The sequence below is a fragment of the Winogradskyella sp. 3972H.M.0a.05 genome (assembly GCF_040493455.1).
Classification (GTDB): domain Bacteria; phylum Bacteroidota; class Bacteroidia; order Flavobacteriales; family Flavobacteriaceae; genus Microcosmobacter.
Genome location: NZ_JANFDA010000005.1, coordinates 275,087 through 290,775, shown reverse-complemented (window position 1 = coordinate 290,775; position 15,689 = coordinate 275,087). Strand labels below are relative to the sequence as shown.

Annotated in this window: 15 protein-coding genes and 2 tRNA genes; 8 read left to right on the top strand and 9 right to left on the bottom strand. The window is 35.0% G+C overall.

The genetic code is table 11. The features are described 5' to 3' along the window. Nucleotides 1-28: 28 nt before the first annotated feature. Nucleotides 29-520: a phosphoribosyltransferase family protein gene (locus tag NCE97_RS12170; RefSeq protein ID WP_353779545.1), complete on the top strand. Its 492-nt coding sequence runs from the start codon at nt 29-31 to the stop codon at nt 518-520. On the opposite strand, the gene NCE97_RS12165 is transcribed toward NCE97_RS12170, so the two are convergent. Continuing rightward, nucleotides 512-1,036, bottom strand: a complete 525-nt coding sequence (locus NCE97_RS12165) for a shikimate kinase (protein WP_353779544.1) — start codon at nt 1,034-1,036, stop codon at nt 512-514. The two genes, NCE97_RS12170 and NCE97_RS12165, sit on opposite strands and share 9 nt — an antisense overlap. A gap of 134 nt (nt 1,037-1,170) precedes the next feature. On the opposite strand from NCE97_RS12165, the gene NCE97_RS12160 reads away from it, so the two are divergent. From NCE97_RS12160 to NCE97_RS12130, 7 genes are all read left to right on the top strand, one after another. Continuing rightward, nucleotides 1,171-1,243: transfer RNA gene (locus NCE97_RS12160), tRNA-Lys, on the top strand. A 53-nt stretch (nt 1,244-1,296) separates the two neighbouring features. Next, a tRNA-Leu gene (locus tag NCE97_RS12155) sits at nt 1,297-1,381 on the top strand. A 123-nt stretch (nt 1,382-1,504) separates the two neighbouring features. After that, a complete protein-coding gene (locus NCE97_RS12150; RefSeq protein ID WP_353779543.1) occupies nt 1,505-2,401 on the top strand; it encodes a MerR family transcriptional regulator in 897 nt (298 codons plus the stop codon). Between the two features lie 53 nt (nt 2,402-2,454). After that, entirely contained in the window at nt 2,455-3,957 is a 1,503-nt protein-coding gene (gene crtID / locus NCE97_RS12145) for a bifunctional phytoene desaturase/3,4-desaturase (RefSeq protein WP_353779542.1), read from the top strand. A 5-nt stretch (nt 3,958-3,962) separates the two neighbouring features. After that, on the top strand, nt 3,963-4,802 hold the full coding sequence (locus NCE97_RS12140) for a phytoene/squalene synthase family protein (protein WP_353779541.1): 840 nt from the start codon (nt 3,963-3,965) through the stop codon (nt 4,800-4,802). Nucleotides 4,803-4,810: 8 nt separating this feature from the next. Beyond that, nucleotides 4,811-5,260, top strand: coding sequence for a sterol desaturase family protein (locus NCE97_RS12135; protein WP_353779540.1), 450 nt, complete (start codon nt 4,811-4,813; stop codon nt 5,258-5,260). 3 nt (nt 5,261-5,263) lie between these two features. Next, a complete protein-coding gene (locus tag NCE97_RS12130; protein ID WP_353779539.1) occupies nt 5,264-5,965 on the top strand; it encodes a lycopene cyclase domain-containing protein in 702 nt (233 codons plus the stop codon). A 66-nt stretch (nt 5,966-6,031) separates the two neighbouring features. On the opposite strand, the gene NCE97_RS12125 is transcribed toward NCE97_RS12130, so the two are convergent. The 8 genes from NCE97_RS12125 to NCE97_RS12095 all read right to left on the bottom strand — a co-directional run bounded on the left by NCE97_RS12125 (nt 6,032) and on the right by NCE97_RS12095 (nt 15,611). Beyond that, a complete protein-coding gene (locus NCE97_RS12125; protein ID WP_353779538.1) occupies nt 6,032-6,910 on the bottom strand; it encodes an anti-sigma factor in 879 nt (292 codons plus the stop codon). 72 nt (nt 6,911-6,982) lie between these two features. After that, nucleotides 6,983-7,654, bottom strand: a complete 672-nt coding sequence (locus NCE97_RS12120; RefSeq protein ID WP_353779537.1) for a Crp/Fnr family transcriptional regulator — start codon at nt 7,652-7,654, stop codon at nt 6,983-6,985. Between the two features lie 114 nt (nt 7,655-7,768). Next, nucleotides 7,769-10,036 carry an aconitate hydratase gene (locus NCE97_RS12115; RefSeq protein ID WP_353779536.1) on the bottom strand — a complete coding sequence of 756 codons (2,268 nt, stop codon included), beginning with the start codon at nt 10,034-10,036 and terminating at the stop codon, nt 7,769-7,771. A 215-nt stretch (nt 10,037-10,251) separates the two neighbouring features. Next, the gene (locus NCE97_RS15950) at nt 10,252-10,443 is read right to left on the bottom strand and encodes a GldL-related protein (protein ID WP_503066099.1); all 192 of its coding nucleotides are present in this window, start codon (nt 10,441-10,443) and stop codon (nt 10,252-10,254) included. Continuing rightward, nucleotides 10,443-11,396: an AAA family ATPase gene (locus NCE97_RS12110; protein WP_353779535.1), complete on the bottom strand. Its 954-nt coding sequence runs from the start codon at nt 11,394-11,396 to the stop codon at nt 10,443-10,445. Before NCE97_RS12110 ends, NCE97_RS15950 begins: the two co-directional genes overlap by 1 nt. Nucleotides 11,397-11,400: 4 nt before the next feature. After that, nucleotides 11,401-12,780 carry a peptidylprolyl isomerase gene (locus NCE97_RS12105; protein WP_353779534.1) on the bottom strand — a complete coding sequence of 460 codons (1,380 nt, stop codon included), beginning with the start codon at nt 12,778-12,780 and terminating at the stop codon, nt 11,401-11,403. A gap of 25 nt (nt 12,781-12,805) precedes the next feature. Next, nucleotides 12,806-13,663 (bottom strand): peptidyl-prolyl cis-trans isomerase, encoded by an 858-nt coding sequence (locus NCE97_RS12100; RefSeq protein ID WP_353779533.1) that lies wholly within the window; start codon nt 13,661-13,663, stop codon nt 12,806-12,808. A 1-nt stretch (nt 13,664) separates the two neighbouring features. Beyond that, the gene (locus NCE97_RS12095) at nt 13,665-15,611 is read right to left on the bottom strand and encodes a peptidylprolyl isomerase (RefSeq protein ID WP_353779532.1); all 1,947 of its coding nucleotides are present in this window, start codon (nt 15,609-15,611) and stop codon (nt 13,665-13,667) included. Nucleotides 15,612-15,689 lie beyond the last annotated feature (78 nt).

Genomic DNA, 15,689 nt, shown 5'->3' with positions numbered 1-15,689 from the left:
TTGGTTTCAATCTTTTCATATCAAAACTATGCATGTTATTCTAGATCATAATGAAATTCAACATAAGATAAGACGTATTGCTTACCAAATCTATGAGAGCAATGTCAATGGAAAAGAGATCATTTTGGCAGGAATAGATTCTAACGGATATTTACTCGCTAAGAAGCTTAAAAACAAGCTCGATAAAATTTCGGATTTGGATGTTGTATTATGTAAAGTCAACATCAATAAAAAGAAACCTCTGGAAGCGATCACCACATCACTACCTCCCGAAGATTATAAAAACAAATCTATTGTTTTGGTTGATGACGTGCTCAATTCTGGTAGTACACTGATTTATGGTGTAAAACATTTTCTAGATGTTCCTGTAAAGCAGTTCAAAACTGCAGTATTGGTGAATAGGAATCACAAAAAATATCCTGTAAAGGCTGACTTTAAAGGCATCTCTTTGTCAACCTCTCTCAATGAGCATATAGAAGTAACTTTGACCGGAACATCTTTCGAGGCTGTCCTAGTATAAGGTAAGTATAATAGACTCTACAATCTCATCTACAGTTTTATTATCAGTAGTAACGGTAACATCTGATTGTTCATAATAAGGATTGCGTTCAAAAATATGCTTCCCAATAAATTCTGTGAGTGCGTCTTTGGATTCTAAGTGTGCAATTAATGGTCTTTGCGCTGTTTCGGGTTCTAAGCGTTTGACCAGTTCTGGTATCGATGTTTTTAAAAACACACTTTTCACATGTTCAGAATCATTGATAAACCCCATATTATTTGCATAACATGGTGTACCGCCTCCAAGGGCTAGAACCCGCTTCTTCTTGGAATCATCTATCAACGCTCTTAAGTACTGGCTTTCTTTTTTTCTGAAATATATTTCACCTTTAGAGCTGAACAATTCACTTATAGATTGATCTTCTTTAGAAACTATGTAATTGTCTAAATCCATGAATTCATAATCCAAGACCTTTGCTAATTTCTTACCAATAGAGGTCTTACCCGAGCCCATATATCCTATTAAAATAACAGTCATCCTACGCTTATAATTTGATTATGAATTGTATAAATACGTCTTCCACAAAAAAACGAAAATTTATTAGATTTTTACATTGTTTTATTGATTAAACATTTTATATTTGCACCCTCATTTAGAGAAACAAATTTATTGACCTGGTAGCTCAGTTGGTAGAGCATCTCCCTTTTAAGGAGAGGGTCCTGGGTTCGAGCCCCAGCCAGGTCACAACAAAAGTTAAGCAATTGCTTAACTTTTGTTATTTTTGAAACCTTCTTATTGCGCACGTGGCGGAATTGGTAGACGCGCTGGCTTGAGGGGCCAGTGACCGTTTAGGTCGTGGAAGTTCGAGTCTTCTCGTGCGCACTTTTAGTTATTACTTCATTTCTATTTACTACTGTTGAATCCGACTAAAATCACATTTTATCAAAATTTTAGGCTTTTGTATCTATAAAAGCTGTATTTTTGTTTAACAATTTTGGATAATTAATGAACAACGTAAAAAACAAGTTCAGTATAAAAGACCTGGAAAACCTTACAGGGATTAAGGCTCATACGATAAGAATATGGGAAAAACGCTATAACTTATTACAGCCAAAGCGTACAGATACTAACATTAGATACTACGACCTTTCTAACTTCCAAAAACTACTTAATGTTAGTTATTTGAACAACAATGGTTACAAGATTTCCAAAATTGCTGATCTAGAGGAAGAAAAAATCCCTGAACTCGTTAGAAACATTGCCAACAAAACCAATTTAAAGAGTCATGCTATAAACTCTTTTAAATTGTCAATGCTAAATTTTGATCAAGTTTTATTCTACAATACTTATAACAGTTTAGTTAGAGAGAAAACTTTCAGGAGTATATTCTATGATGTCTTTGTGCCATTAATGACTGAAATCGGTCTGCTTTGGCAAACAGATACCATTACACCTGCTCATGAACATTTTCTAACTACACTAATACGACAAAAGATTCTCATCAATACTGAGAATATTCAAATTAATAAGTCTACTACAGGAAAAACTTTCGTGTTGTACTTACCAGATAATGAAGTCCACGAAATTGGTTTAATGTTCTTAAACTATGAGATCATTGCTCATGGCCACCACTCTATTCTACTTGGCCAGAGCGTGCCTTTAGAAAGCCTTACAGATGTGCTAGGCTATTATGACGATATAACCTTTGTATCTTATTTCACTGTTAAACCTACTAGAGAAGAGCTACCTAAATATCTCAAAGATGTTCAAGCTAAATTGTTGAAAGGCAGTAAAACACGCTATTGGATGCTAGGAAGAATGCTCAAATCTATAGATACATCAAACCTTCCTAACGGTTTTTCAGCCTTCGAATCCATCTCCGGATTAGTTAAAGAATTATAAAATTCTGCCTAAATAATTTATTTTGTTTAACTTTTTTATATATTTGTTAAACAATGAAATTATCTGTCTCAGTTATCGGTTCTGGTTTTTCTTCTTTAGCAGCAGCATGCTATCTGGCTAAAGCTGGATATGATGTTACCATTTACGAGAAAAACAATACTATAGGTGGTCGTGCAAGACAACTGAAAAAAGACGGATTTACTTTCGATATAGGTCCAACCTGGTATTGGATGCCAGATGTTTTTGAACGTTTCTTTGCCGATTTCGACAAGAAACCTTCAAATTATTATCAATTAGAAAAACTCAACCCTGCATATAGCGTCTACTTTGGTACTGATGACTACATCACCATAGAAGATACTCTTGATAAGATTTGCATAGCTTTTGAAAACGAAGAGCCAGGTAGCTCCAAGAAGTTAAAGAAGTTTATGACTAAGGCAAAAAGCAATTATGATATTGCTATAAAAGACTTGGTTTACAACCCAGGCATTTCTCCTCTAGAACTGGTTACTCCGAAGACGGCAACGAAACTCAATCAGTTTTTTAGTAATATCAAAAGAGATGTTCGCAAAGAGTTCAAGAACAAACGATTGGCACAAATATTAGAATTCCCTGTATTGTTTCTAGGTGCAAAGCCTAGCAATACACCGTCATTCTATAGTTTTATGAATCATGCCGATTTTGGTATAGGTACATTTCACCCGAAAGGTGGTATGTATAAAGTCATACTAGCAATGGAAGCATTGGCTAGTTCTCTTGGTGTTACCATAAATACTAATGCCAATGTTGATAAAATATTAGTAAACAATAAAAAAGCGATAGGTTTATCTGTCAATGGTGAACACATATATTCTGACATAGTTTTGAGTGGTGCAGACTATCATCATTCCGAAACGTTATTGGATAAGATCCACAGGCAATATTCTGAGTCATACTGGCAAAAGAAAACATTTGCACCTTCATCACTCTTATTCTATGTTGGATTTGATAAGAAACTAAAAAACGTTAATCATCATACGTTGTTCTTTGATGTCGATTTCGATGTACATGCAGAGGCTATTTACGATGATCCTAGATGGCCAAAAGAACCATTATTCTATGCAAGCTTTCCAAGTATTACGGACGACAATGCTGCTCCAAAAGGGAAAGAAGCCGGGATATTTTTAATTCCTCTGGCTCCTGGTATAGAAGACACTGATGAGATTAGAGAACGTTATTTTAATATTATCATTAATCGCTTTGAGAGATTAACTTCTCAATCTGTACAAAATACTATTATCTTTAAAGAGAGTTTCTGTGTAAAAGACTTTATTAAAGAATACAATTCTTATAAAGGCAATGCCTACGGAATGGCAAACACGTTGCTCCAAACCGCATTTTTGCGCCCTAAGCTAAAAAGTAAAAAAGTAGGCAATCTCTTTTTTACAGGACAATTAACAGTTCCAGGACCTGGTGTTCCCCCTTCGCTAATATCTGGAAAACTGGTGGCAGAATTAATCGTTAAACAATTTGCAACGCAAAATCCTAGTGTTGCAGTAAATGCATCAACCCACTAACTAGTATGAAGTCAATTTTTGATTCAGTCTCCAGAGAATGCTCAAAAACAGTTACTAATTCTTATAGTACCTCGTTTTCTTTAGCAACAAAGATGTTGTCTGCTTCCATAAGGCAAGATATATACAACATCTATGGATTTGTTCGTTTTGCTGATGAAATTGTAGATACATTCCATGACTACAATAAGAGTGAACTCTTTAATGATTTTGAAAAAGACTTGCACAAGGCTTTATCGAACAAAATAAGTTTAAATCCGATATTAAACGCTTTTCAGGAAACGTATCACAAATACAATATAGACATCGCACATGTCAATGCCTTTATGAAAAGTATGCGAATGGATTTGCACAAGAAGGTATACCTTACTCCAGAAGAGTATAAGGAATACATTTACGGTTCGGCAGATGTTGTTGGCTTAATGTGCTTGAAGGTTTTTGTAAAGGGAGACCAAGAAAAATTTAACGAGCTAAAGGATACTGCCATGGCGCTTGGCTCTGCATTCCAAAAGGTAAATTTCCTGAGAGATTTGAAGGCAGATCATGAAAATCTAGAACGTACTTACTTCCCTAATACAGACCTTAACAATCTTGATGAAGCGTCTAAGCGTGAAATTATCGAGGACATCGAAGCTGATTTCAAAAAGGGTTTGTCTGGCATTAAATTATTGCCAATGGAAGCAAAGTTCGGTGTGTTTATGGCTTACAGATACTATAGCCAACTCCTCAAAAAATTGAAAAAGACACCTGCCCTAAAGATAAAAAGCACCAGAATAAGAGTTGCTAATTACAAGAAGATTGAACTTTTAACGAGGAGTTATGTGAAATACCAACTCAATTTAATGTAATTTTAAGCATGCGAATTTTGTTTTGGATATTGATCTTTTTTGGCACATTCTCAATTATGGAGTTTATGGCCTGGTTTACGCACAAGTATGTCATGCATGGATTTTTATGGCATTTGCATAAAGATCATCATCATAAGGATCATGATAGCTGGTTTGAACGTAACGATGCATTCTTCCTATTTTATGCCGCGGTAAGTATATTTTGCTTCTACCAATGGGGCTTCAATGGCGTTTGGTTTGCACTGCCTATTGGCTTGGGTATATTAGCCTATGGGATTGCATACTTTATTGTCCATGATATCTTTATCCATCAACGATTCAAGATGTTTCGCAATGCTAATAACTGGTATGCAAAAGGGGTACGTCGTGCACACAAAATTCACCATAAGCATCTAGGAAAAGAGCATGGTGAAAATTTTGGGATGCTTATCGTTCCCTTTAAATATTTCAAGAAGTAATTCATGAAATATTTATACCTCCTGCTGAATCTTGGTTCTATCTCAATACCCTTCTTGTACAGTTTTCACCCTAAATTAAAATTTTACAAATTCTGGAAAGCTTTAGCCTTGGCTATGCTAATTACGATGCTAATCTTCATTCCTTGGGATGTAATATTTACCAAGAATGGATTTTGGGGCTTTAATGACGATTATTTTATAGGTCTAAAATTTCTGTCGCTCCCTCTGGAAGAATGGTTATTCTTTATTTGTATTCCTTATGCATGTGTATTCACGCATTATGCGTTGTTGCATTATTTCCCGAACATGAAAGTTAGCAAAGCAACAGCAAAATGGCTAAGTATATTATTATCTCTTTTACTCATTGGCATTCTAGTTTTCAACTATAATAAATGGTACACTTTAATAAACTATGCTTTTGCCATAGTACTCATTCAAATAGTTTTAAAGGCTAATTCAAAATTACTTCAGCATTACTATCTCACGTTTTTAGTAATGCTTATTCCGTTTTTTATTGTGAATGGCATACTGACTGGTAGTTTTATTCAGGATGAAGTTGTTTGGTACAATAACACTCAAAACTTAGGTATTCGATTATTTACCATTCCTGTTGAAGATGTTATTTATGCATTCAGTCTTATTCTGTGCAATCTGTTTTTAACTGAACTCTTCCTAAAAAGAACAAGCACGATTTCCAATTCCTGAAAACCATGCTTACTCATGAATCTAACAAAACAAATGCAATGTGATATGCATTAAATATTGTATGATTTATCTGGTTACTGTACCATTAAGTATTGATAATGGTCCTGCTCCCATATTTATCGTCGTGTGGTCCATAGCATTAGCAGGCACCATGTGTGCTAATGGCTTAAATGTAAATGGTGCTGGGCTATTGTCAGGAACTGGTTCAACAGTAATTACAACTGTCATTCCTCTTAAATCTGTAGGGAATGTTAATCCTGCAGGCGCGTTTTGTAGAAAATCTTCACCTGGATAGTTTGGACCATTGTTTACATCACCTTTAAAGCTAGACGTAGCTGCATTATCATCTGCTATACTTGGATCTGTAAATGTTCCTGTACTTACTGGAGTTCCATCGATTACTGCCCATCCTTCATAAGCCCATCCAGCTTGTAACGCAGGTAATGTTAATCCTGTAACAGCAGTTCCACTAGAGTTGTCTAAAAACCAAACACCGCTATACTCGTCAGTGTCATTACCTCCATCGGTTGGTGTTGCCAAGATGTACTTACCATCTGCAGTACTAAAATCAGCTACTTGAGCATTTGAGTTTACAGTTGCACTACTACCAGAAAAATCTCCTGAAAGTATTTTTGTAGCTGCAGGTCCTGGATCTGGATCAACTGTTGGTTCAATTGTTAATACGAAAGCTGTTGCACTTGCCAATTGAGTAGCATCTACTGAGAATGTCTGTGGAAAATCTACACTAGAAAAGCGTCCTGTTGTTACTGGAGCCCCATCTACAATTATCCATCCTTCGTAAACGAAATCATCTCCTAAAGCTTCTAAACCTGTAAGGTTTAGTATTAGCGAGTCTAAAGTTGTAGTATTGTTATCATCATCACTACTACACGAAGTGGCAAATAATCCTAATGCCATTACTCCGATAATCATTTTTTTAATCATTGCTATAATCTTTTAAAATTCATACTCCAAAAGTATATAGCATGAAAAACCTAAAATGTTAGCTAGCTAACACTAAGCAATTTTTTCGTAAAGTCTTATTTCTTTTCTGTTGAAATCAAGGATATTTTCTTCTTTTAATTCATTGAGAAGAATATTCAATGTAGGTCTAGAAGTACCTATGAGTGAGGCAATGTCTTTTTGAGTATAAGGATGTCTTATAACATGATCTCCTGTTTTGTCACAATCATAACCATAGTCATCGCACAACTCTTGAAGAAACTCCATCAAGCGTGTTTTGGTATCCTTAAAAAGTAATAATTGTAATCGTCGTTCTAGCCTTTTGAATTTAAGACCAATAAACTTATACACCTTAAAACTAAAGGTTTGATTATCTCTCATAAGCTCGTGCATGGTTTGCACACCAATAGGGCATATAGACGTTGTATTATCTATAGACTGAGCAAATTCGTTACGTTTTTCTTCACCGAGAATAGCTTTTTCACCAAACAATTGTCCTTTCGTGAGAATTGCTTTGATAATCTCGTTACCTTCTTCGGTATAGTATCCAATTTTTACTTTCCCCTTTTCTATTAGGTAAACCTTGTTAGCACTATCTTCTTCGAAATAAATGTAGTCTTGTTTTTGATAGGCATCAAAATCATGGTCGGCCTTGTAGGCTTTGAATTTGTGTGGACAGAGGACTTTAAAAAGATTTACATCTTCAAAAAACCAAAGAGAATTCATCTTGTTTGTTTTTGTTAGATACATACACTGTCGAGGAATGATGCTTTTACTTACAAACAAAAACAAAAAAACTCCTGAAAATTTTCAGGAGTTTTTCAATATATAAGGATAAAATTAAGCGTTCTGTGCTTTGATAAGGTTTAGAGCAGAACCTGCTTTGTACCATTCTATCTGAGAATCATTATAGGTATGGTTCGCAAGAATAGTATCCTTGCTTCCATCTGCATGTACAACCTCAATTGTTAATGGTTTACCTGGAGCAAACTCATTTAAATCTAGGAAGTTGAATGTATCGTCTTCTTGAATAAGATCGTAATCATTCTCATTAGCAAATGTTAATCCGAGCATACCTTGCTTCTTCAGGTTAGTCTCATGGATTCTTGCAAATGATTTTACCAATACAGCTACAACACCCAAGTGACGTGGTTCCATAGCTGCATGCTCACGAGAAGATCCTTCACCATAGTTATGGTCTCCAACAACTATAGTAGGAATTCCTGCCGCCTTATAAGCTCTCTGAGTTTTTGGTACTGCATCGTACTCACCATCTAGTTGGCTTTTCACAAAATTTGTCTGCTTGTTATATGCATTTACTGCACCAATCAAGCAGTTGTTAGAAATATTATCTAAATGCCCTCTGTAACGTAACCATGGCCCAGCCATAGATATGTGATCTGTAGTACACTTTCCAAATGCTTTGATCAATAGTTTAGCACCTTTAATTTCATCTCCTATTGGCTCAAAAGGTGTTAACAATTCTAGTCTTTCAGAATTTGGATCCACAACGACTTCTACACCACTTCCATCTGCAACAGGCTCGAGATAACCATTATCTTTTACTTCAAAACCTTTTGGAGGTAATTCCCATCCTGTTGGTTCATCTAACATTACTTCTTCTCCATTTTCATTTACTAATGAATCAGTGATTGGATTGAAATCTAATCGCCCAGCTATAGCAATTGCTGCTGTCAACTCTGGTGAAGCAACAAAGGCATGAGTGTTTGGGTTTCCATCTGCACGCTTAGCAAAGTTTCTGTTGAAAGAATGAACGATGCTATTCTTAGGTGCATTTTTTGGATCCTCGTAACGTGCCCATTGTCCGATACATGGTCCACATGCATTGGTGAATATTTTTGCGTCTAGCTTTTCGAAAACTTCAAGAATTCCGTCACGCTCAGCTGTATAACGTACTTGTTCTGAACCTGGATTAATACCAAACTCAGCTTTAGTTTTTAAGCCTTTGTCTAAAGCTTGTTGTGCAATCGAAGACGCTCTTGACAAATCTTCGTAAGAAGAGTTAGTACAAGATCCGATAAGCCCCCATTCTACTTCTAGTGGCCAATCGTTAGCAGTTGCCTTCTCAGTCATTTCTCCACCAACATTGGTAGATAAGTCTGGCGTGAATGGTCCATTAAGTAATGGTCCTAATTCTGAAAGGTTAATATCAATTACCTGATCAAAATATTGTTCTGGATTTGCATATACTTCAGGGTCTGCTGTTAAGTAGTCTTTTACTTCATTTGCAGCATCGGCAACATCTGCTCTTTCTGTAGCACGTAAGTAACGTTCCATAGAATCATCATAACCAAATGTAGATGTTGTCGCACCGATTTCAGCTCCCATATTACAAATGGTACCTTTTCCTGTACAAGACATTGCTGTTGCACCAGATCCAAAATATTCTACTATGGCGCCTGTACCACCTTTTACAGTTAATATTTCTGCTACTTTTAAAATAACATCTTTTGGTGCTGTCCAACCAGAAAGTTTTCCTGTAAGTCTAACACCTATCAGTTTAGGAAATTTTAATTCCCAAGCCATTCCAGCCATAACATCTACAGCATCAGCTCCACCAACTCCAATAGCAACCATTCCAAGACCTCCTGCATTTACAGTATGAGAATCTGTTCCGATCATCATTCCTCCAGGGAATGCATAGTTTTCTAGTACCACTTGGTGAATAATTCCTGCACCAGGCTTCCAGAATCCTATACCGTATTTATTAGATACTGACTCCAAAAAGTTGAATACTTCGTTACTTGTATTTATAGCGTGTTGAAGATCATGACTCGCTCCTAGTTTGGCTTGAATTAAGTGATCGCAATGCACCGTAGTTGGCACAGCAACCTTAGCTTTACCAGCTTGCATAAATTGTAATAGTGCCATCTGAGCTGTTGCATCTTGACAAGCTACTCTATCTGGAGCAAAATCTACATAGTCTTTTCCTCTTGTAAAGGCTTGTGTAGGGGTTCCATCCCAAAGGTGAGAATACAATATCTTTTCAGCTAAAGTCAAAGGTTTTCCAGTAATTTCACGAGCTTTATCAACACGCTCCACAACGTTGGCATAAACCTTTTTAATCATATCAATATCAAATGCCATATGCTATAAATTTTTATTGTTTATTTAGAGTTTTGCAAAAGTAATAAATATTAATTAAATTAAAAAATATGCAACGAAATTGAATTTTTAATGCAAAAAATTCAATGAAATACGTTTTTAATGAACATAATTTGAGTAATATTTAAAAAAATCATTAAAAAAATAATAACTTAACAATTAAGCCTATAATGGTATTCTTAACTTTTTTGAAAAATTTACAGCTTATTCCGACGAAGAATTAGTATTACGATAATAATAAGAATTCCTATGACTTTAAGAGACATACCAAGAGTAAGGAGTTCTGGACCGTAAGGCCAATGTTGAATCTTGAATAATGCTCCTATTATAGTGAAGATAAGTCCGAATAGGATAACTATTATGGGCAGTAAAAGCTTTTTGAGTTTCATTAAAACAAACTCTTAATAATCTGCTCTTCTGTAACTCCTTCTGCCTCTGCTTTATAATTTTTAATAATTCTATGACGTAGAATACCAGATGCTACGGCTTGGATGTTTTCTATATCTGGCGAAAACTTACCATGAATTGCAGCGTGTGTCTTCGCGGCAAGAATTAAATTTTGAGATGCTCTTGGACCAGCTCCCCAATCCACAAATTGCTTTACCATATCGCTAGCAGAATCACTTTTTGGCCTTGTCTTTCCAACCATAGTTACTGCATATTCCACTACGTTGTCGGCAACTGGAATACGACGTATCACATTTTGAAAGTCAATAATCTCCTGAGCATTAAATAATGCATTTACTGTTGCTTGCTTATCTGTAGTCGTAGATTTTACAACTTCTACTTCTTCACTAAAGCTAGGGTAGTCTAAATTAATAGCAAACATGAAACGATCCAACTGTGCTTCTGGTAACGGATAGGTTCCTTCTTGTTCAATTGGGTTTTGTGTTGCTAAAACAAAATATGGTAAGCTCAATTTGTAATGATGTCCTGCTACTGTTACAGCACGTTCTTGCATTGCTTCTAGTAATGCTGCTTGTGTTTTTGGAGGTGTTCTGTTAATCTCATCCGCCAAAATAATATTAGCAAATACAGGTCCTTTAATAAACTTGAACTCTCTATTTTGATCTAATATTTCACTACCAAGAATATCACTAGGCATTAAGTCTGGTGTAAACTGAATTCGCTTAAAATCTAGACCTAAAGACTGCGCTATGGTATTTACCATTAATGTTTTTGCAAGTCCTGGCACTCCAATTAATAAGGCGTGTCCTCCTGAAAAAATTGAAATAAGGATTTCGTTGACTACAGCTTCTTGCCCTACAATTACTTTGGCAATTTCCTGTTTTAATGATTTGTATTTAGAAACGAAACGTTCTATAGCAGCTACGTCTGACATTGGCTTATTGATTTTTTAACCAGTTACTATTAAAATCGCAATCTCTATGAATACCATTAATCTTAATGTAGGTATCCATAATTTTTTCTTTTTGCCATTCGTCAATGACTTTTAACTGCTTATCTTGAAGTGCTAGTCGCTTAATTTTAAGGTAATCTCTAGAATAATCTGCTTCATGCTCATCGATTCTGTTGGTTACCGTTAAGATTTTAAACTTTATTCTATTGATTCTGTCTTCATCTTGCAACACTAAACTCACCTCATCATCCTTAAGGTTTTGTATTTGAGCATATAACTCTGGCTCCATTTTGGTCAATTCAAAATTGAAATCCTGAGTTAAAGGGTTTACAAGTTTTCCACCTTCAAACTTTGTTTCTTCTTCATCACTTACTTCTCTTGCTGCATCTTCAAAAGAAATCTCTCCATCAATTATTTTTTGTCTTACACTTTCTATTTCTTCTCTTGCTTTATTGACAGCTTGGGTAGTAATTTCAGGTCTTAGTAATATGTGTCTTACCTCGATTTCTTGACCTCTTTCTTTTAGCTTTTGAATAAGGTGGTATCCGAATATTGTTTTTACTGGATCAGAGATTTCACCTTCTTGAAGTGTAAAGGCTACTTCACGGAACTCTTTTACGAATCTCGGTCTGTTTCTATTTAGCGTGTACTTTCCTCCATTTTTACGAGAAGGAACATCATCGGAATACAATACTACTTTAGAAGCAAAACTTGAACCATTGTCTTCAATATCAGCTTTAAACTGTTTAAGCTGCTTAATAACTTTCTGCTCTTCTTCTTCAGTAATTTCAGGGATTACAACAATTTGTGCCACATTAAGTTCTGTTCCAAAAAATGGTCTCTCATCTTCTGGTATGCTATTAAAAAACTGTCTTACCTCTTCTGGAGTTACTTCAATATCATCAACAATCTTACGCTGCATTTCGGCTGCTAACTGCCCATTCTTGTTGATCTCGAACATTTCTTCACGAAGTGCTTCTTCAGAATCTTTATTGTAGAATTCTAACAGTTTCTTCATATCACCAATCTCAGCTATAAAGGCTTCAATTTGCTGGCTAATACGGTTTCTTATTTCTAACTCATTGATCGTTATACTATCCTGAATGGCGTGGTGTGCGTACAATTTATCTTCTAAAAGTTTACCAAATAGCTGACAACGTGTAAAGTCTTTAATCGAACCACCGGCTGCTCTAATTTGTGCATATTCTTTATCGATATCGGAATCTAGAATAACGTAATCTCCAACAACCGCTGCTACACCATCTACTTTAATTCTTCCTTCTGTTTTTACAGAATCATTAACCTTTTTAGTTTCGCTTTTCTCTTCAATGATTTCTTGTGCAGAAACACTCATAATCATTGACATAGCTAGCGTTATAGAAAAGAAATATTTATTCTTTATAAACTTCAAACTGATTGTTTTTAATTGCATCTTTTGTAATATCGTTTTCGAGCTGAGTTATGAGCTCTAATTTTCTTTTATTGATAACTATTTGATCTACTGTAGGTTTTACATAAACTAGAGGTGCATAATCATTCTGCTTAAGAACCTCATTAATGTGCACCAAATATAGGTCTAATGAATCTTTGAACTGTACAAAATTAGATTTTTTTAACAGTTTGGGCTTATCCTCTGATTTCACAGCTGGAATCCTACTGAGAACTTGGCTCATCTTTACCCAAATTGAGTCATTGAGCGAATAGCTTTTGAACTGAACAGCAATGGAATCTAAGTATGTTTTATCGTCTGCATCAAAGCGTTTGAAACGCTCCTCTATTTCTTCAGAATTAATAGCATTAATCGGAAGACTAATATATCTCAACTTCACAAGTTCCTCATTAAGCTTGAAGCTTTCTTTGTTGTTTTCATAGACTTCATTGGCTTCAGAATTACTGACAACGGTGTCTATATTTTTCTTAACTAATCCCTCGATATATGCCTTGGTAAACAAATCACTTTTATACTGGTCAACTAGAGCATCATATTCGCTTTGCTTAGCTTCGGTAAGATTGCGCTCTGCACCTTCCATTAAAAGCAATTGTAATGCCCAGCGATTAATATAGTTATTGGCTAAAAAAGTACTGTCTGTTTTTGAGCTACCCTCGGGGATAATAGCTTCTATATCTTCTTTATAGAGATAATTATCGTTAACTCTAGCCACAGGAATTCGATCATCTTTTGGTTTAAAAAAATCACAAGATGACAATCCTATCAATACAATAAGTCCTATGAAGTATGTCCTAAACAATTTAATTAGCAATTTGCTGCTTTACCTTTTCTAAAATGGTGTTATCTATTTTTACTTTAAATCGTCCGTGTAGCTCATCAATCCAATCGGCCTCAATTTTATTTTGATAATCACCTATTACTCTACCCCTTGCTTCTTCGAATGTTTTGAAGGATTCTGGAAGAACCTTCTTTACGTCTATAACATGAAACGCATCGTTATAGTTATATATTTTTGAAATGCCAGTTTTTACATCTAAATCTTTTGGCAAAGAGACATCATCTACTGACTTAACACCTTTGGTGAAGATCACTTTCTGCTCTTCTCCACTATTTAATGCTTTGTGAATATCTTCAGTAGATTTTGATGCTTTCATCATAGACTCTACTGCTTTTATATCATCTCTCTTAGCCGAAGTAGCAATAACAACTTCTACTCTATCATCCCATTTGTAATTAGCTTTATGGTCTTCGTAATAAGCTTTTAAACCAGTGGTATCTTTTGAAGCCGAGTTCCATATTTCCTTTTCCATTAGATCGAACAACAATAAACCATCTCTGTATTCCTTGAGGACATCAGCAAATTCTTGGTTTGTCAACTCTAAATTGTTTTCTTGATATTTTAAAATTGAATTCTCGAAGAATGCATCATACTCCTTTTGTATAACAAATTTGATATCTACTGTTTTATTAAAATAACGTCTTTGAACTTTTCTCAGATGGCTTGCAAAATCATTGTTAGTAAATTGCTGATCATTTATTGAGAACAGAGTAACATCTTTTTTAAAGTCTTCAGGTAAGTTTAAAGACTTCTTAAAATAATTATCATCAATTATTGACTCAAAATAAACTAAACCTTCTTTAGGTTGATTGATTTCAAACTTAGACTTGAGTTCCTTAGCTAAAGCTGTATTGATCAATTTAGAACGGCTGTCTCTCTTCACTCTATTTTGTAATTCCGCTTTTAGCTCTTCAAAAGGTTGAAGTGATTTTTTGTCAATTAGCTTTATAATATGCCAACCGTACTGCGTTTTGAAAGGTGCTGTAATCTCATCTTTATTTTGAAGACTAAACGCTTTATTTTCAAACTCAACAGAACTCAACTGCCCACTTTTAAATGGATTTAAACGCCCTCCTTTATTTGACGAACTTTTGTCATCAGAAAATTGTTTTGCCAAAGACTCGAATGGTTCTCCTTGCTTCAGCTTCTTGTTTATCTCTTTAATGCGCTGTTCTGCATTAACAGTAGAATCTTTTTGATTTAAGGCCACCATGATATGAGCTACAGTTACCTGTCCTCTAGATGGTCTCTTATCCAAGATGTTTACAATGTGATATCCAAATTGAGTTCTAAATGGCATGGAAACTTCTCCAACTGGAGTATTATACGCTACGTTTTCGAAATCGTATACCATTTTAAATCCTGAAAAGTATCCTAAATCCTCACCAAAAATAGTGTTACCATCATGCACATCTTTTCGAACAGTTTCAAAGCCTTCTTTCAATGCTCTATCTCTCAAACGCATAATATCTTTGTATACCTTAATAGTATCTTTAGAAGATTCGTCGAGCCTAATGAGTATATGTGTTGCTTTAACATCGTAAGAAATTCGGTCGTAAGCTTCTTTGACTAAAGCATCAGTGACCTTACTTTCTGACATGTAATTTTTAGTAAGTTGCTTTTTATAATTATTGAATTCTCTAATGTATTTAGAATTCTTATCTAGTTCTAGACGTTTAGCTTCCTTGAGTTTTAATTGGTAATTGACAAATAGTTTTAGGTATTCATCAACATCTTTTTGTTTTTCATCTTTAACAAGATCCAGATTTTTATTATAAACCCTTACAAATTCATCGGCAGTGATTGGATCTCCAGCTACTGTAAATAATACATCGTCATTGTTTACTTGAGCAGATACTAGTGTAGAAATCCCTAAACCAATCGATAGAAAAAGTGTTTTCAATGTCATAAGTCTTCTTATTCTGAATTTCAGCAAAAATAAGACAATTAGCCTATTTTGCAATATGCAATTTGTTAACGAGAGTAT